Genomic DNA, 16,734 nt, shown 5'->3' with positions numbered 1-16,734 from the left:
TATTAAAGGCGGAAAACGAGTACAACCGACGCGTCCTAATCGTATCAACGGCGAAATTCGCGCTACTGAAGTGCGCCTGACTGGCGTTGATGGCGAGCAACTTGGCATTGTCTCTCTGCGCGAAGCTATCGAGAAAGCAGAAGAAGCTGGCGTAGATTTAGTTGAAATCAGCCCGAACGCCGAACCGCCGGTTTGCCGTATTATGGATTACGGCAAGTTCCTCTATGAAAAGAGCAAATCTTCTAAGGAACAGAAGAAGAAGCAGAAAGTTATCCAGGTTAAGGAAATTAAATTCCGTCCTGGTACCGACGAAGGCGACTATCAGGTAAAACTCCGCAGCCTGATTCGTTTTCTGGAAGAGGGCGATAAAGCCAAAATCACGCTGCGTTTCCGTGGTCGTGAGATGGCGCACCAACAGATCGGTATTGAAGTGCTTAACCGCGTGAAAGAAGATCTGAGTGAACTGGCAGTGGTCGAATCCTTCCCATCGAAGATCGAAGGCCGCCAGATGATCATGGTGCTCGCACCTAAGAAGAAACAGTAGGCTTTCAAGTAATAAATGCCGCGCAGCGTTCGCGCTGTGCGGATTTTTATTCGCCTGTCTGGTTCATTTTATTAACAATGCGAAGTGGATATTTGTAAAAATGCCAAAGATTAAAACTGTACGTGGCGCGGCTAAGCGCTTCAAGAAGACCGCTTCTGGCGGCTTCAAGCGTAAGCACGCAAACCTGCGTCATATTCTGACCAAAAAATCAACTAAGCGTAAACGTCACCTGCGTCCGAAAGGCATGGTGTCTAAAGGCGATCTGGGTCTGGTAGTAGCCTGCCTGCCGTACGCTTAAGTTTAATTTTTTTTCACTCGGAATATAGAAACAGGAGAGTCCCATGGCTCGCGTAAAACGTGGTGTAATTGCTCGCGCACGTCACAAGAAAATCTTAAAACAAGCTAAAGGCTACTACGGTGCACGTTCTCGTGTATACCGCGTTGCCTTCCAGGCTGTTATCAAAGCTGGTCAGTATGCTTACCGTGACCGTCGTCAACGTAAGCGTCAGTTCCGTCAGCTGTGGATCGCGCGTATCAACGCTGCGGCACGTCAGAACGGCATCTCTTACAGCCGTTTCATCAATGGCCTGAAAAAAGCGTCCATTGAAATCGACCGTAAGATCCTGGCAGACATCGCTGTATTCGACAAAGTGACCTTCACGGCACTGGTTGAAAAAGCGAAATCAGCTCTGGCGTAAGTCAGGTAAAAAAGGGAGCTTGCTCCCTTTTTTATTATCCGCAAGCCACGCAAAAGATTGACATTTTACTCGCCGCGCTTTTCAATAGTGCCGTTGAAATCATGACAAGGTAACGCAAGCATGAATGCTGCTATTTTCCGTTTCTTTTTTTACTTTAGCGCCTGATATCCGGGGGCTTTTGCGCATAAGAAAAGAAACGAAAAATCGCGCTGAAAGCCTCCCTCGTGGAGGCTTTTTTGTTTCTGGCGACACTACATTGGATCGAAAGATCCCAACGAGAACAGACCAGCCTGACTGGAAGAAGAGGAAATCATGTCCCAACTCGCAGACCTGGTGGCCCGTGCCACGGCCGCCATCGACGAGGCGTCGGATATCGCCGCTCTGGACGCTGTGCGCGTCGAATTCCTGGGGAAAAAAGGCCATCTGACATTACAGATGACCACCCTGCGCGAACTGCCGGCAGAAGAACGTCCGGCGGCCGGTGCGGTTATTAACGACGCCAAGCAGCAGGTACAGGATCGTCTTAACGCGCGTAAAGAGACGCTGGAGAACGCCGCGTTGAATGCGCGTCTGGCGGCAGAAACCATCGACGTTTCACTGCCGGGTCGCCGTACAGAGAACGGTGGTCTGCATCCGGTCACCCGCACCATCGATCGTATCGAAACCTTTTTCGGTGAATTGGGTTTCGCGGTCGCCACCGGGCCGGAAATTGAAGACGACTACCACAACTTTGACGCGCTGAATATTCCGGGTCATCACCCGGCACGCGCTGACCACGATACCTTCTGGTTCGATGCCACCCGCCTGCTGCGTACGCAGACCTCGGGCGTGCAGATCCGTACCATGAAAAACCAGCAGCCGCCGATTCGCATCATCGCGCCGGGCCGTGTGTATCGTAACGATTACGATCAGACTCACACCCCGATGTTCCATCAGATGGAAGGGCTGATTGTGGATAAAGATATCAGCTTCACCAACCTGAAAGGCACGCTGCACGATTTCCTGAATAACTTCTTTGAAGAAAATCTGCAAATCCGCTTCCGTCCGTCGTACTTCCCGTTCACTGAACCGTCCGCAGAAGTGGATGTGATGGGCAAAAACGGCAAATGGCTGGAAGTGCTGGGTTGCGGCATGGTGCATCCGAACGTGTTGCGTAACGTTGGTATCGACCCGGAAATCTACTCCGGCTTCGCCTTCGGTATGGGTATGGAGCGTCTGACCATGCTGCGCTATGGCGTAACCGATTTGCGCGCCTTCTTCGAAAATGATTTACGTTTCCTCAAACAATTTAAATAAGGGCAGGTTATCCAATGAAATTCAGTGAACTCTGGTTACGCGAATGGGTAAATCCAGCCCTGGACAGCGCTGCGCTGTCTGAACAGATCACCATGGCCGGCCTGGAAGTGGACGGCGTTGATGCGGTTGCCGGTGCATTTAACGGCGTTGTAGTGGGAGAAGTGGTGGAGTGCGGCCAGCATCCTAACGCAGACAAACTGCGTGTCACCAAAATCAATGTCGGTGGCGATCGCCTGCTGGATATCGTTTGTGGCGCACCAAACTGCCGTCAGGGCCTGAAAGTTGCGGTAGCAACCGTGGGCGCGGTACTGCCGGGTGATTTTAAGATTAAAGCCGCCAAGCTGCGTGGTGAGCCGTCTGAAGGCATGCTGTGCTCGTTCTCTGAGCTGGGTATTTCCGACGATCACAGCGGCATTATTGAGCTGCCAACCGATGCGCCTATCGGCACCGATATTCGCGAATACCTGAAGCTGGACGATAACACCATCGAAATCAGCGTGACGCCGAACCGTGCCGACTGTCTTGGCATCATCGGTATCGCCCGCGATGTGGCGGTGCTGAATGGTCTGCCGTTGAATGCGCCTGTTATCGAGCCGGTAAAAGCCACCATCAGCGATACCTTCCCGATTCGGGTTGAGGCTACCGCTGCCTGCCCGCGTTACCTTGGCCGCGTGGTAAAAGGTGTCAACGTCAAAGCGGCAACCCCGCTGTGGATGCGTGAAAAACTGCGTCGCTGCGGTATCCGCTCTATCGATCCGGTGGTCGATATCACCAACTATGTGCTGCTGGAGCTGGGTCAGCCGATGCATGCCTTCGACCTTGATCGTATCGACGGCGGCATTGTCGTGCGTATGGCGAAAGAGGGCGAAAGCCTGACGTTGCTGGACGGCAGCGAAGCGAAACTCAGCAGCGACACGCTGGTGATTGCCGATCACCACAAAGCGCTGGCTATGGGTGGCATCTTCGGTGGTGAACATTCTGGTGTTAATGAAGAGACGCAAAACATTCTGTTCGAATGCGCGTACTTCGATCCACTGGCAATTACCGGTCGTGCACGCCGTCAGGGTCTGCATACCGATGCTTCTCACCGTTATGAGCGTGGTGTCGATCCGGCACTGCAATACAAAGCGATTGAGCGTGCAACCCAACTGCTGCTGGATATCTGTGGTGGCGAAGCCGGTCCGGTTATTGACCAGACTGACGCGGCGACATTACCGCCGCGTGCCACTATCCGTTTACGTCGCGAAAAGCTGGACCGTCTGATCGGTCATGTGATTGCGGATGAGCAGGTCACCGATATCCTGACGCGCCTGGGTTGTGAAGTCACGGTTAGCGCCGGTGAGTGGACCGCCATCGCACCAAGCTGGCGTTTCGATATGGCTATCGAAGAAGACCTGGTTGAAGAAGTCGCACGTATCTACGGCTACAACAACATCCCTGATGTTCCGGTGAAGGCCAGCCTGGTCATGACCCAGCATCGCGAAGCAGATTTGTCACTGAAACGTGCCAAAACACTGCTGGTGGATAAAGGCTATCAGGAAGCGATCACCTATAGTTTCGTCGATCCGAAGGTCCAGCAACTGCTGCATCCGGGCGAAGAAGCGCTGATTCTGCCCAGCCCGATTTCCAGCGATATGTCGGCGATGCGCCTGTCTTTATGGACCGGTTTACTGGGTGCGGTAGTGTACAACCAGAACCGCCAGCAGAGCCGGGTACGCCTGTTTGAGAGCGGTTTGCGCTTTGTGCCTGATACTCAGGCCGATCTCGGCATCCGTCAGGATCTTATGCTGGCGGGCGTATTAAGCGGTAATCGCAATGAAGAGCATTGGGATCTGGCGCGCCAGGCGGTTGACTTCTATGATTTAAAAGGCGATTTAGAGTCGCTGCTGGATTTAACCGGCAAACTGGATGCGATTTCTTTCCGTGCAGAAGCGAATCCAGCCCTGCATCCGGGACAAAGCGCAGCAATTTATTTAGGCGATGAACGAATCGGATTTATCGGGGTGGTTCATCCGGAGCTGGAACGTAAGCTGGATCTCAACGGTCGCACCTTAGTGTTTGAACTGCTTTGGAATAAGGTCGCAGACCGCGTCCTGCCTGACGCGCGCGAGATTTCACGCTTCCCGGCGAACCGTCGCGATATCGCTGTGGTAGTGGCTGAAAACGTGCCCGCAGCAGATATCATCGCGGAGTGTAAGAAAGTTGGCGTAAATCAGGTAGTTGGCGTAAACTTGTTTGACGTGTACCGTGGTAAGGGCGTAAACGAAGGCGAAAAGAGCCTTGCGATTAGCCTGATTTTGCAGGATACCAGCCGGACACTCGAAGAAGAGGAGATTGCCGCGACCGTTGCCAAATGCGTTGCGGCATTAAAAGAGCGATTCCAGGCAACCTTGAGGGATTGAACCTATGGCGCTTACAAAAGCTGAAATGTCAGAGTACCTGTTTGAAAAGCTCGGGCTGAGCAAACGCGACGCCAAAGAGTTGGTCGAGCTATTTTTTGAAGAGGTTCGCCGCGCGTTGGAAAACGGAGAACAGGTTAAACTTTCCGGATTTGGTAATTTTGATCTGCGTGACAAAAACCAGCGTCCGGGCAGAAACCCAAAAACCGGGGAAGATATTCCGATCACTGCCCGTCGGGTGGTGACTTTCCGTCCCGGTCAGAAGTTGAAAAGCCGCGTTGAGAACGCGACACCCAAGGATGCTGACTAATTTCAGTAAAACAAAAAGGCCGCTTAGCGGCCTTTTTTATTTTGGTGAGAAAATCACCGTTCTCCATGCTTTTTTCATAATGTAAAGAATTCGTAAGTATGCGGAAAATAGCATGAAAATCGGCACTTGCTGATAGTGACCTCTTCAGCGCTTTTGTTATAACAGCGCCAACATAAAACAAGAGGTTAAGCTGATGAAAAAGACAGCACTTTTATTAAGCATCCTGTTAGGCATGCCGCTGCTCGCCAGTGCAAATGTTTCCGTAAACATCAACACGCCGGGCGTATCGATTCATATCGGTGATCAGGACAAACGCGGCTATTTCTGGGATGGTTACGACTGGCGCTCACCGTCATGGTGGAAGCAGCACCATAACCAGCGTGTGGGGATGAAAGGCCCGCACGGTTACTGGAATGGTAATGGCTGGCAGACACAGCATCCGGGTAATAAAGAACCGAAGAAGCGCCCGCCACAGCACGACAACAAGCCGCAGCAGAATCACGACAACCGTGATAACCACAACGGCCAACCCGTTCCTCCGCGTAATTAATGCTTCATCAGCGGCGTCGTTCTGACGCCGCAATTGCCTTTCTTTTTGCTGTAATCTCACTACAATCAAATCTCTGTTTTCTCAGCCAATCTTATTTATGACTCTGCTGGATCAGCTTGCCCATCAGGCCGACCGCCGCAGCCAGCGTTGGCTCATCGCCCTGGGCGCGTTACTGATTATTCTGCTGGTAGTAAGCCTGTGCGCGGGTGACAGCTGGATATCACCGCTGCGCTGGTTCTCAGGCGAGGGGGATCTCTTCGTCTGGCAACTGCGTCTGCCACGTACTCTCGCGGTGCTGTTGGTAGGGGCAGCGTTAGCCGTGTGCGGCGTGGTGATGCAGGCGCTGTTCAATAATCCGCTGGCTGAACCAGGCTTGCTAGGCGTATCAAATGGCGCGGGTATCGGTTTGGTGCTGGGTGTGATGCTCGGTAACGGTTCGTTATGGAGCCTGGCACTGGCGGCGATGGCCGGGGCGCTGTTGATTACCTTAATCCTTCTTCATTTCGCCCATCGTCATTTATCTGTCAGTCGTTTGCTGCTGACGGGCGTCGCGCTGGGGATTATTTGCAGCGCCATCATGACGTGGGCGGTGTACTTCAGCACCAGTCTCGACCTGCGCCAGTTAATGTACTGGATGATGGGGGGCTTTAGCGGTATCGACTGGCGTTATGGCTGGATGATGCTGGCGCTGATCCCGGCCATCATCGCGTTGATTGCTACGTCACGCGTTCTCAACCTGCTGGCGTTGGGAGAGACGTCAGCACGCCAGTTGGGCCTGCCGATGTTGCTGTGGCGTAACCTGCTGGTGCTGACGATGGGTTGGCTGGTGGGCGTCAGCGTGGCGCTGGCCGGTGCTATCGGTTTTGTCGGGCTGGTGATACCGCATTTGTTGCGTCTGTGTGGTTTCAGCGATCATCGTTATCTGCTCCCCGCCTCAGCGCTGGCCGGTGCCGTGGTATTGTTGGCGGCGGATATTATTGCCCGCCTGGTCCTGACCTCGGCTGAATTACCCATCGGCGTGGTGACCGCCACACTCGGTGCACCACTGTTTATCGTGTTATTAGTGAAATCCTCGCGCTAGCTGCGGCTGGCACTCTTGGCATCAACAACAGGAATCGACAATGAGCATTTATCAAACAGAACTGGTTACGCTTGACGGTGAAAAAACCACCCTGGAACAGTGGCAGGGTAAGGTGCTGCTGGTGGTGAATGTGGCCTCGAAATGTGGCCTGACGCCGCAGTACGAGCAACTGGAAGCGCTGCAAAAAGAGTGGCAGGCGCAAGGTTTTAGCGTACTCGGTTTTCCGTGCAATCAGTTTCTGGAGCAGGAGCCAGGCAGCAGCGAAGAGATTAAAACCTTTTGCAGCACGACCTACGGCGTCACTTTCCCGATGTTTGAGAAAACCGATGTCAATGGCCCGGCGCGCCACGCATTGTACAGCGTGCTGGTGGCAGCACAGCCGGAAGCGCTGCGCCCGGAAGGCAGTGGCTTCTATGAGCGTATGGTGAGCAAAGGCCGTGCGCCGAAAGCACCGGGTGATATCCTGTGGAATTTCGAAAAATTCCTGATCAATAAGCAAGGTGAAGTGGTTGCGCGGTTTGCGCCAGACATGACACCGGATGATGCCACCATTATTGCCAGCATCAAACAGGCGTTGGCATAAGCCATGCTGATGCAGTGCCAGGGAGCCAGCGTCAAAGGGCGGTTGGCTCCCGTCGACCTTGAGCTGCATGCCGGAGAGTTGGTCCATCTGGTGGGGCCGAATGGTGCCGGTAAAAGCACGTTACTGAACGTGCTGGCGGGTTTACTCCCCGCCATCGGCGATATTCGTTTTTCCGGCCAGCCATTGGCGCAAATGAACGGTGCCGCGCTGGCCCGGATGCGCGCCTGGTTGCCACAGCAACAGTCAGCACCAGGACAGATGCCTGTCTGGCACTATCTGCGCATGCATCTGCTGCACGTCAACGCTGAAGCCGACAGGCTGTTAATCCAGGTGCTGGAGATGCTGGGGCTGAAGGATAAGTTGATGCGCAACGTGCTGCAACTTTCCGGCGGTGAATGGCAGCGGGTACGTCTCGCGGCTGTTGCACTGCAAATTCATCCAGCAATTAATGCGCAGGGCAAATTGCTGATCCTCGATGAGCCGATGAGCGCGCTGGACGTTGCGCAGCAAAAGGCGGTAGACACATTACTGGCACAGTTATGTGCAGCTGGTATCGCCATTGTTGCCAGCGGTCATGATCTGAACCACAGTCTGCGCCATGCTGATCGGGTCTGGCTGATGCATCAGTCGAGGTTGGTGGCACAGGGGACGGCCGCCAGCGTGCTCACCGTCGGGCAATTGGCTCCGTTATACAACATTCAGTTTCAACGTATCGAAACCCCCCAGGGCTCATTATTACTGGTGCCCTGACGGTGCGCGCCTTGCACCGAATCAGGTTTTGCCGCTAAAGTGTTGCTCGGGCAACGGATTTAAGGATTTTTCTGATGCGGCTGATAATGTTGATTCTGGTGCTGTTGTTGGCAGGATGTAGCCACCATGCGCCTCCGCCCAATGGCCGCTTGTCCGATTCCATCACCGTGATTGCGCAACTTAATGAGCAGCTCAACAACTGGCACGGGACACCTTATCGCTATGGTGGTTTGAGCCGAGGCGGTGTTGATTGCTCCGGTTTTGTCTATCTCACCTTCCGCGATCGGTTCGATCTCCAATTGCCACGCTCAACCGACGCCCAAAGCGATATCGGTACGCGTATTGATAAAGATGATTTATTGCCCGGCGATTTGGTGTTTTTTAAAACGGGCAGTGGTGAAAATGGCCTGCATGTTGGCATTTATGATACCGATAACACCTTTATTCATGCCTCTACCAGCCAGGGTGTGATTCGCTCATCACTGGATAACGTTTACTGGCGAAAAGTATTTTGGCAGGCACGGCGTATTTAGTACGTATTTGTCTGAGAACACTTTTGGCTAAAAGTGTGCCGCCAAAATCTGTACTTAAATTAAATCCTGCCCCTAAAGTGCTCTGCTTTAAAATGGCACTTTACCTGAAGGGGATTTAATACTATCTATGATGCCTTAATGTAATTAACGGTATGGATAATATTCGATGGTTATTTGGCTTAAGGATTAATTCAGCGTAAAAATGACACCATCAGGCAAAAAAGCACCTCTCTTCTAACGTTTGGTCCTATTGCCTGAGCGTTTTCATTGATATACGATGCGCCAATCGCCACTGCTTCTGGCTGTTAAAATGAAAGTTCATTTATCTGCCGACTATCAGTCGGAAACCTGGTTTTATCCAGCCTATTCTTTAGCGGGCCAGCTAACTACGGTTGAACTGGTTACGCAATTTGTCCACGACAGTGCTCCTATCACGCTGCCGCAGGATTTGCTATTGCCTCAATTAGATGATGCACAACAACTGCGCCTGTTGCAGAGCCAGCTGGCACTGCTGGAAAAGTACCGCGACTTTTTTGAGTTAAATCAAATTACCGCCCTGGTACGTATTGATGATTCGATGGCAGTGACGCTGCTGGAGAGTGACTTTCTGTTAAGGAAATTTAAGCAACTGCCATTTATTGCGTTGGATATCAGCGAAAGCTTTCCTCAATTATGGCAGGGTAAATCACATCCACTATTGAGTACCTTGAAAAGTGAATTTCGTTTATCGCTTTCGCAATTTGGTGCAGGAAAAGCACCGGCAACGGCGGTTTACGATAATCTTTTTAGCGTTCTGAAAATGGATAAGAACTTTATTCAGGCGCTGGCAAAACGTGCATCTTTTATACCTTTTATTCAGGCGCTTATCGACAATTTTACCGGCGATGACACGCAGATTATTATTTGTGGTATTGATGATTCAGCAATGCTGGAGAAAGTGACGGCACTCAGCGGCGCACATTTGCAGGGCAGTCTGTTTCCGGTGGTCAAAGCTGAACGGCTGAATGATTTGATTTATCCCGATGTGACTCTTAATTCTCCGTTGCAGCAGTAATCCTTTCATCTGTTTTCTCCGCAGTGTCGGCGTTACACTATCCGTTGATTTTCAACCCAATCGCGGTGCCTGAAAACGATGCACCTCGCGGAGTGACTATGCAGTTTACCAACAGCTGGCAGCAGGAGTTGCCGGGATTCTATACCGCGCTGGACCCAACCCCTTTGCAGGGTGGCCGTTTGCTTTACCATAACGCGCCGCTGGCAACAGAAATGGCGCTGGATCCCGCGTTATTCAACGGAGCTGGACATGGCGTCTGGTGTGGGCAAGCGCTGTTACCGGGTATGGCACCGCTGGCACAGGTCTACAGTGGCCATCAATTTGGTGTCTGGGCCGGTCAGTTGGGTGATGGGCGTGGCATCCTGCTGGGTGAACAGCAACTGACGGATGGCCGTAAGCTGGACTGGCATCTGAAAGGCGCGGGGCTGACGCCCTATTCACGAATGGGTGATGGGCGTGCGGTGATCCGTTCCACCGTGCGTGAATTTCTTGCCTCGGAAGCCTTATATCATCTGGGGATCCCGACCACTCGCGCACTGACTCTGGCGATCGGTGATGAACCTGTGTTACGTGAAACCCCGGAACGTGGCGCGATGCTGATGCGTATCGCTGAAAGTCATCTGCGCTTCGGCCATTTCGAGCATTTCTATTATGGTGGCGAGCAGGACAAGGTTCGTCAGCTGGCGGATTATGCCATTCGTCATCACTGGCCAACGTTACAGGATGAGGCAGATCGCTATATGTTGTGGTTCACGGATATTGTGAAGCGCACCGCCAGTCTGATCGCCCAATGGCAGAGCGTCGGCTTTGCCCACGGTGTGATGAATACCGATAATATGTCGATACTCGGGCAGACCCTTGATTATGGCCCCTACGGTTTTCTTGACGATTATCAGCCTAACTTCATCTGCAATCACAGTGATTATCAGGGGCGCTACGCTTTCGATAATCAACCTGCGGTCGGTTTATGGAATCTCAACCGTCTGGCACATGCCCTGTCCGGATTGATGACCACCGATCAACTGAAGCAGGCACTGAGTCAATATGAACCAGAATTGATGCGCGTCTGGGGTGAGAAAATGCGCGCCAAACTCGGACTACTGACTCCGGATGCCAATGACAACGCGATTCTGACCGGATTGCTGGCACTGATGACGCATGAACACAGCGACTATACCCTGACGTTCCGTCTGCTGAGTGAGACACAACAGCAGCAAACGCGTTCGCCATTGCGCGATGAATTTATCGATCGTGATGCGTTTGACCGTTGGTACGAGGACTATCGTCAGCGTCTGTTGCGCGATGAAGCCAGCGACGAAACGCGGCAACAAGTGATGAAAGCTGCAAACCCGGCATTGGTGTTGCGCAACTATCTGGCCCAGCAGGTGATTGAAGAGGTTGAGCGTGGCGAAACTGGCGCGCTGTCTCGCTTGCATCTGGCTTTACAGCAGCCATTTAATGATGAGGCCGTCAGCGCGGAATTGCGCCAACGGCCCCCTGAGTGGGGTAAAACGCTGGAGGTGAGCTGCTCCAGCTAACGCCGTGAATCAGAAACGGCTGTCGACGGCGGCAGCCAGGCGAGCCAGCACTTCGGCGCTGTCGTCCCAACCGAGGCAAGGATCGGTAATCGATTGACCGTACACCAATGGTTGGCCGCCGACCACCTTCTGATTACCTTCCTCGAGGAAGCTCTCAATCATCACCCCGGCAACGGCACGGGAACCCGCGCGGATCTGTGTCGCCACATCCTCGGCTACATCACGCTGACGCCGGTGTTGTTTCTGACAGTTGGCATGGCTGAAATCAATTACCAGTTGTTCCGGCAGATTAAAATCACGCAGGTTAGCTGCTGCGGCCGCCACATCATCTGCATGGTAGTTGGGCTGACGACCACCACGCAGGATCACATGGCCATGTGGATTGCCGCTGGTCTGATAGATGGTCATCTGACCATTTTTGTCAGGGGACAGAAACATATGGCTGGCACGCGAGGCACGAATCGCATCAACGGCGATCTGCACGTTGCCGTCAGTGCCATTTTTAAAACCTACCGGGCAGGAGAGCGCAGAGGCCATTTCGCGATGGATCTGGCTTTCGGTGGTCCGCGCGCCGATGGCTCCCCAACTGATCAGGTCGGCAATAAACTGACCGATCACCATATCGAGGAATTCGGTTGCTGTTGGCATGCCGGTCGCGTTGATATCAAGCAGTAACTGGCGGGCAATAGCAATGCCGCGATTCACATCAAAGCTGCCGTCCAGGTCTGGATCGGAGATCAAGCCTTTCCAGCCAACCACGGTGCGTGGCTTTTCAAAATAGGCACGCATCACAATTTCCAGCCGGTCCTGGTACTGTTCGCGCAATACGTTCAGGCGCTGAGCATATTCCAGCGCAGCTTTCGGATCGTGGAGCGAGCAGGGGCCAATAATCACCAGCAGGCGACGGTCTTCTCCGGTGAGAATACGGGCAATGCGCTGACGCGCTGCCGTCACAGTTGCGGCAATTTCTGCCGAAATAGGGTGTTGTTGCGCTAACGCGGCGGGCATTATCAGGCTGCCGATGCGCGCGGTACGCAGTTCATCAGTTTTGTTCATCAGGGTTCTCGAAAATCTGTTCTTCGCAACGGTGAAATACCGGGAAGTGATGAGGGTCACAATAAACCATTAGCCTGCGAATTCAACCTGCTAAAGCGAAAGGGATTTCAATAGTTCGGCAGCCCCGCTTTACAAACACGTATTGGTCACCTTCCGGCGCGGCGCGATGGGCAAAAAATCGCGCCGCGGCAGGTCAATACATCCGGCGTGTCAGGCCCATGATGTCGAGAATTTTGGTGGCGATCTCTTCCACCGAGTAGTTGGTACTGTTGAGATAGCGAATCTGATGGGTGCGGAACAGGGCTTCAACTTCACCCACTTCCAGTCGGCACTGGCGCAGCGAGGCATACCGCGTGTTCTCTGCGCGTTCCTGGCGAATGGCGGCCAGTCGCTCGGGGTCGATAGTCAAACCAAACAGTTTATGTTGATGGGCACGCAGGGCGGGCGGCAGTTTCAGGTTATCCATATCGTCAGCAATAAACGGATAGTTGGCGGCGCGGACGCCAAACTGCATCGCCAGATACAGGCTGGTAGGGGTTTTACCACAGCGCGATACACCCAGCAGGATCACCTGCGCATCCTCAAGACCGCGCAGCGAGATGCCATCATCATGGGCCAGGGTGTAATCAATCGCGGCGATACGCGCATCGTATTTGCCCAGATTGCTGGCGGTCAGCCCGTGAGTACGGTGGGCAACGGGCATGGAGGGCACACCTAACTCGCTTTGCAACGGGCCGACCAACGCCTGGACAATATCCTGACAGAAGCCTTCGCTCTCAAGGATAATTTCCCGCACATCAGGCGTGACGATTGAAAAAAATACCAGCGGGCGGATACCGCTTTGCTGATAAAGTGCGTTGATCTGGGCTTTAACTGCCTGAGCACGTTGCACATTTTCGACAAATGGCAGGGTTACGCTATTGGTGTTCACCGGGAATTGCGATAACACCGCGTGGCCCAACACTTCAGCGGTAATGGCGGTGCCATCGGAGATATAAAACACACTACGTTCTGTGCTCATAATGAAAGCCTTCCTCCTGATAACCTTTATGCAACATTATCATTGCCAATATTTCATTTTTTATAATAATAAAATGAAATCTCCATATAGCAAAGAACCCTGGCCTCGAGATATTAATCTAACCTTCAATATAGATGAAATAGCGTTTCGGAAATCGTCATTTTTTTCGGTTATTTTGCTTCGCGCACAAAATAAAGTCTGATTTTGTTGCGCAACAAAATGCAAGCGCTAACCCTCTGAAATTGAGAAATTTAATGATACAGCAATCTGTTAGCGTTAATTGCTGATGTTGCGCAACCTGGATAATTGCGGGTACTAATCCGATTTTTCAATTCTTTCGCTGCTTTAACGATTCAACACTTAGTCTTTATATTCTGCTTGTGCCAGGCTGTATTTGCGAATAGCAAAATGTTCCATGTGCCCCCAATCATTTAAAAGGATAATCTCGATGTCCAATAAAGGCGAACAGCCGCTAGTGCTCTGGTACAACCAGCTTGGCATGCATGATGTTGATCGGGTGGGAGGTAAAAATGCCTCTCTGGGTGAAATGATTACCAATTTGTCGTCGCTGGGCGTGGCTGTACCCAATGGTTATGCGACAACATCTTATGCTTTTAATCAGTTTCTCGATCAAAGCGGGCTGAACCAGCGTATCTATGATCTGCTGGACAAGACTAATATTGATGACGTTGATGAGTTGGCGAAAGCGGGTAAGCAAATCCGCCAATGGGTGGTTGATACACCGTTCCAGCCTGAACTGGAAACAGCCATTCATGATGCCTACCAACAATTATCTGCCGATGATGCCGAAGCCTCGTTTGCCGTGCGTTCTTCGGCGACCGCTGAGGACATGCCCGATGCCTCCTTTGCCGGACAACAGGAAACGTTCCTGAATGTGCAGGGCATTGATGCGGTAATGGTGGCGGTCAAGCACGTTTATGCGTCGTTATTTAACGATCGCGCCATCTCTTATCGTGTGCATCAGGGCTATGACCATCGCGGCGTCGCGCTGTCGGCAGGGATCCAGCGGATGGTGCGTTCCGATCTCGCCTCGTCTGGCGTGATGTTTACCATTGATACCGAATCGGGGTTTGATCAGGTGGTGTTTATCACCGCCGCCTTTGGTTTAGGTGAAATGGTGGTACAAGGGGCGGTGAACCCGGATGAATTCTACGTGCACAAACCGACGCTGGCGGCGAATCGTCCGGCTATCGTCCGTCGCAACATGGGTTCTAAAAAGGTGCGGATGGTGTACGCCGACTCCCATGAACACGGCAAGCAGGTTCGCATTGAAGATGTGGCTGAAGACGAACGTGATCGCTTCTGTCTGAGCGATGATGAAGTGCAGGCGCTGGCGCGTCAGGCAGTACTCATCGAGCAGCACTACAAACGCCCAATGGATATCGAGTGGGCGAAAGATGGTCACACTGGCAAACTGTTTATTGTCCAGGCGCGCCCGGAAACAGTACGTTCCAGTGGTCAGGTGATGGAACGTTACAATCTGCATGGAAAAGGCAACATTGTCGTGGAAGGCCGTGCGATTGGTCACCGTATTGGTGCCGGTGAAGTGAAGGTGATTCAGGATATCAGCCAGATGAATCGGATCGAAAAGGGGGACGTGTTGGTTACCGACATGACCGACCCTGACTGGGAACCGATCATGAAAAAAGCGTCAGCGATTGTCACTAATCGCGGTGGACGTACCTGCCATGCGGCGATTATTGCCCGTGAATTGGGTATTCCGGCGGTAGTGGGATGCGGCGATGCGACTGAACGTCTGAAAGATGGTCGCAAGGTCACGGTGTCCTGCGCTGAGGGTGACACCGGCTATGTTTATGACGACCTGCTGGATTTTGAAGTCACCAGTTCTCAGGTGGACAGCTTGCCGGACCTGCCGCTGAAAATCATGATGAACGTCGGTAACCCGGATCGTGCATTCGATTTTGCCTGCCTGCCGAATGAGGGCGTGGGCCTGGCGCGTCTGGAATTCATCATTAACCGTATGATCGGCGTGCACCCGAAAGCGTTGCTGGAATTTGACCAACAGACGCCAGAGCTGCAACAGGAAATTCGTCAGATGATGAAAGGGTTTGACGATCCGGTTGAGTTCTATATTGCTCGACTCACCGAAGGGATCGCTACCCTGGGTGCCGCGTTTGCTCCGAAACGTGTGATTGTGCGCCTGTCGGATTTCAAATCGAATGAGTATGCCAACCTTGTAGGTGGTGAACGTTACGAACCGGAAGAAGAGAACCCGATGCTGGGCTTCCGCGGTGCTGGCCGCTATGTGGCTGACAGTTTCCGCGACTGCTTCGCGCTGGAGTGTGCGGCGGTGAAACGTGTGCGCAATGAAATGGGGCTGACTAACGTGGAAATCATGATCCCGTTTGTTCGGACCGTGGCGCAGGCGGAAGCGGTGATTGAGGAACTGGCGAAACAGGGACTCAAACGCGGTGAGAATGGCCTGAAGGTGATCATGATGTGTGAGATCCCGTCGAATGCATTGCTGGCGGAACAGTTCCTGCAACATTTCGATGGATTCTCTATCGGTTCCAATGACATGACGCAACTGGCGCTGGGTCTGGATCGCGATTCCGGCGTGGTTTCCGCGCTGTTTGACGAACGTAATGATGCGGTGAAAGCGTTGCTGTCGATGGCGATTCAGGCTGCGAAGAAACAGGGCAAGTATGTCGGGATTTGTGGCCAGGGCCCGTCTGATCATCAGGATTTCGCCGCCTGGCTGATGGAAGAGGGAATTGACAGCTTGTCGCTGAACCCGGATACCGTCGTGGAAACCTGGCTGAGTCTGGCAGAGCTGAATAAGGCTAAATAACTGTGTAAACCAGAGTCCCGGAAAGTTTCCGGGACTTATCTCTCCCACATCCATCTTCCCGGATAAGTATTTTTCCCATCGTTGTTGTGATAACTCTCCTTATCACCTCCCTGATTACCGTATTAACAACGCGCCAGTCAGAAGGTCGAAGTCACCTTCGGCAGGTAAGGTGTAAGAGGCGATAGGGGGGCTCATCGGGCATTTAACCTGTGAATGCGCTGCTCTGAGGCAAAAAATCCCCAAAAAAAAGCCCATCACAGGGGATGGGCAAAGACTACACACAGCAATTCTTCACTTTACTCAGGGGAAAAAGGTTGTTTAAAAATCAGTGGTTTGATCTCAAACATAGGAAACATGTTATTCACAGCCGCTTCTGGCGTCTTTAAGAATCCTCTTATTAGTTTAAAGCTGATAATCTTTTAAACGTGTTTTTAGTGGATTTTGGCCGTCAATCAGTACAGAAAATAATCTTTCCGTTATCAAAACTG

At 52.5% G+C, this 16,734-nt stretch carries 17 protein-coding genes, 1 other RNA gene and 1 other annotated feature; of the genes, 15 read left to right on the top strand and 3 right to left on the bottom strand.

The window, feature by feature from the left end; all coding sequences use genetic code 11:
- Position 1: 1 nt before the first annotated feature.
- The 14 genes from infC to L579_RS16170 all read left to right on the top strand — a co-directional run bounded on the left by infC (position 2) and on the right by L579_RS16170 (position 11,336).
- Positions 2-544, top strand: coding sequence for a translation initiation factor IF-3 (gene infC / locus L579_RS16230; protein WP_013508822.1), 543 nt, complete (start codon positions 2-4; stop codon positions 542-544).
- A gap of 100 nt (positions 545-644) precedes the next feature.
- Positions 645-842, top strand: coding sequence for a 50S ribosomal protein L35 (gene rpmI, locus L579_RS16225; protein WP_006118955.1), 198 nt, complete (start codon positions 645-647; stop codon positions 840-842).
- Between the two features lie 43 nt (positions 843-885).
- The gene (gene rplT, locus L579_RS16220) at positions 886-1,242 is read left to right on the top strand and encodes a 50S ribosomal protein L20 (RefSeq protein ID WP_007892678.1); all 357 of its coding nucleotides are present in this window, start codon (positions 886-888) and stop codon (positions 1,240-1,242) included.
- Between the two features lie 115 nt (positions 1,243-1,357).
- Positions 1,358-1,483 (top strand) — a sequence feature (Phe leader region).
- Positions 1,363-1,407 carry a pheST operon leader peptide PheM gene (pheM, locus tag L579_RS23830; RefSeq protein ID WP_106120997.1) on the top strand — a complete coding sequence of 15 codons (45 nt, stop codon included), beginning with the start codon at positions 1,363-1,365 and terminating at the stop codon, positions 1,405-1,407. It overlaps the preceding feature by 45 nt.
- A 71-nt stretch (positions 1,484-1,554) precedes the next feature.
- On the top strand, positions 1,555-2,538 hold the full coding sequence (pheS, locus tag L579_RS16215; RefSeq protein WP_021185274.1) for a phenylalanine--tRNA ligase subunit alpha: 984 nt from the start codon (positions 1,555-1,557) through the stop codon (positions 2,536-2,538).
- Between the two features lie 14 nt (positions 2,539-2,552).
- On the top strand, positions 2,553-4,940 hold the full coding sequence (pheT, locus tag L579_RS16210; protein ID WP_021185273.1) for a phenylalanine--tRNA ligase subunit beta: 2,388 nt from the start codon (positions 2,553-2,555) through the stop codon (positions 4,938-4,940).
- 4 nt (positions 4,941-4,944) lie between these two features.
- Positions 4,945-5,247 carry an integration host factor subunit alpha gene (gene ihfA / locus L579_RS16205; protein WP_007892687.1) on the top strand — a complete coding sequence of 101 codons (303 nt, stop codon included), beginning with the start codon at positions 4,945-4,947 and terminating at the stop codon, positions 5,245-5,247.
- A gap of 193 nt (positions 5,248-5,440) precedes the next feature.
- Positions 5,441-5,797: a DUF2502 domain-containing protein gene (locus L579_RS16200; RefSeq protein WP_021185272.1), complete on the top strand. Its 357-nt coding sequence runs from the start codon at positions 5,441-5,443 to the stop codon at positions 5,795-5,797.
- Between the two features lie 97 nt (positions 5,798-5,894).
- Complete coding sequence (btuC, locus tag L579_RS16195) at positions 5,895-6,878, top strand: vitamin B12 ABC transporter permease BtuC (protein WP_021185271.1); 984 nt, start codon at positions 5,895-5,897, stop codon at positions 6,876-6,878.
- Positions 6,879-6,918: 40 nt separating this feature from the next.
- The gene (locus L579_RS16190; protein WP_021185270.1) at positions 6,919-7,461 is read left to right on the top strand and encodes a glutathione peroxidase; all 543 of its coding nucleotides are present in this window, start codon (positions 6,919-6,921) and stop codon (positions 7,459-7,461) included.
- A 3-nt stretch (positions 7,462-7,464) separates the two neighbouring features.
- Positions 7,465-8,211, top strand: a complete 747-nt coding sequence (btuD, locus tag L579_RS16185) for a vitamin B12 ABC transporter ATP-binding protein BtuD (protein WP_021185269.1) — start codon at positions 7,465-7,467, stop codon at positions 8,209-8,211.
- 74 nt (positions 8,212-8,285) lie between these two features.
- On the top strand, positions 8,286-8,744 hold the full coding sequence (locus L579_RS16180; protein ID WP_021185268.1) for a C40 family peptidase: 459 nt from the start codon (positions 8,286-8,288) through the stop codon (positions 8,742-8,744).
- 310 nt (positions 8,745-9,054) lie between these two features.
- Complete coding sequence (locus L579_RS16175; protein ID WP_021185267.1) at positions 9,055-9,798, top strand: EAL domain-containing protein; 744 nt, start codon at positions 9,055-9,057, stop codon at positions 9,796-9,798.
- Positions 9,799-9,896: 98 nt separating this feature from the next.
- Positions 9,897-11,336 carry a protein adenylyltransferase SelO gene (locus L579_RS16170; protein ID WP_021185266.1) on the top strand — a complete coding sequence of 480 codons (1,440 nt, stop codon included), beginning with the start codon at positions 9,897-9,899 and terminating at the stop codon, positions 11,334-11,336.
- Positions 11,337-11,345: 9 nt separating this feature from the next.
- Here the strand turns inward: L579_RS16170 and L579_RS16165 are convergent, their stop codons facing one another.
- Both L579_RS16165 and L579_RS16160 read right to left on the bottom strand, forming a co-directional pair.
- Positions 11,346-12,392, bottom strand: coding sequence for a 3-deoxy-7-phosphoheptulonate synthase (locus L579_RS16165; protein WP_021185265.1), 1,047 nt, complete (start codon positions 12,390-12,392; stop codon positions 11,346-11,348).
- A 193-nt stretch (positions 12,393-12,585) separates the two neighbouring features.
- On the bottom strand, positions 12,586-13,413 hold the full coding sequence (locus tag L579_RS16160; protein WP_021185264.1) for a posphoenolpyruvate synthetase regulatory kinase/phosphorylase PpsR: 828 nt from the start codon (positions 13,411-13,413) through the stop codon (positions 12,586-12,588).
- Between the two features lie 448 nt (positions 13,414-13,861).
- Between L579_RS16160 and ppsA the strand changes: the two genes are divergently transcribed.
- Positions 13,862-16,246, top strand: coding sequence for a phosphoenolpyruvate synthase (ppsA, locus tag L579_RS16155; RefSeq protein WP_021185263.1), 2,385 nt, complete (start codon positions 13,862-13,864; stop codon positions 16,244-16,246).
- Between the two features lie 239 nt (positions 16,247-16,485).
- Here the strand turns inward: ppsA and rprA are convergent.
- Positions 16,486-16,593, bottom strand: an RNA gene (gene rprA / locus L579_RS23380) — antisense sRNA RprA.
- Between the last annotated feature and the right edge of the window lie 141 nt (positions 16,594-16,734).

Source organism: Pantoea sp. AS-PWVM4, assembly GCF_000468095.1.
Taxonomy (GTDB): Bacteria; Pseudomonadota; Gammaproteobacteria; order Enterobacterales; family Enterobacteriaceae; genus Pantoea; species Pantoea phytobeneficialis.
Note: the sequence above shows the minus strand (reverse complement) of the source record. Positions and strands in the feature narration are given on the sequence as shown.

Bases quoted from the DNA above. Each gene is read 5' to 3' on its own strand.
- rpmI (WP_006118955.1), top strand. From the start codon at position 645: ATGCCAAAGATTAAAACTGTACGTGGCGCGGCTAAGCGCTTCAAGAAG.
- rplT (WP_007892678.1), top strand. From the start codon at position 886: ATGGCTCGCGTAAAACGTGGTGTAATTGCTCGCGCACGTCACAAGAAA.
- pheS (WP_021185274.1), top strand. From the start codon at position 1,555: ATGTCCCAACTCGCAGACCTGGTGGCCCGTGCCACGGCCGCCATCGAC.
- pheT (WP_021185273.1), top strand. From the start codon at position 2,553: ATGAAATTCAGTGAACTCTGGTTACGCGAATGGGTAAATCCAGCCCTG.
- ihfA (WP_007892687.1), top strand. From the start codon at position 4,945: ATGGCGCTTACAAAAGCTGAAATGTCAGAGTACCTGTTTGAAAAGCTC.
- L579_RS16200 (WP_021185272.1), top strand. From the start codon at position 5,441: ATGAAAAAGACAGCACTTTTATTAAGCATCCTGTTAGGCATGCCGCTG.
- btuC (WP_021185271.1), top strand. From the start codon at position 5,895: ATGACTCTGCTGGATCAGCTTGCCCATCAGGCCGACCGCCGCAGCCAG.
- L579_RS16190 (WP_021185270.1), top strand. From the start codon at position 6,919: ATGAGCATTTATCAAACAGAACTGGTTACGCTTGACGGTGAAAAAACC.
- btuD (WP_021185269.1), top strand. From the start codon at position 7,465: ATGCTGATGCAGTGCCAGGGAGCCAGCGTCAAAGGGCGGTTGGCTCCC.
- L579_RS16180 (WP_021185268.1), top strand. From the start codon at position 8,286: ATGCGGCTGATAATGTTGATTCTGGTGCTGTTGTTGGCAGGATGTAGC.
- L579_RS16175 (WP_021185267.1), top strand. From the start codon at position 9,055: ATGAAAGTTCATTTATCTGCCGACTATCAGTCGGAAACCTGGTTTTAT.
- L579_RS16170 (WP_021185266.1), top strand. From the start codon at position 9,897: ATGCAGTTTACCAACAGCTGGCAGCAGGAGTTGCCGGGATTCTATACC.
- L579_RS16165 (WP_021185265.1), bottom strand. From the start codon at position 12,392: ATGAACAAAACTGATGAACTGCGTACCGCGCGCATCGGCAGCCTGATA.
- L579_RS16160 (WP_021185264.1), bottom strand. From the start codon at position 13,413: ATGAGCACAGAACGTAGTGTGTTTTATATCTCCGATGGCACCGCCATT.
- ppsA (WP_021185263.1), top strand. From the start codon at position 13,862: ATGTCCAATAAAGGCGAACAGCCGCTAGTGCTCTGGTACAACCAGCTT.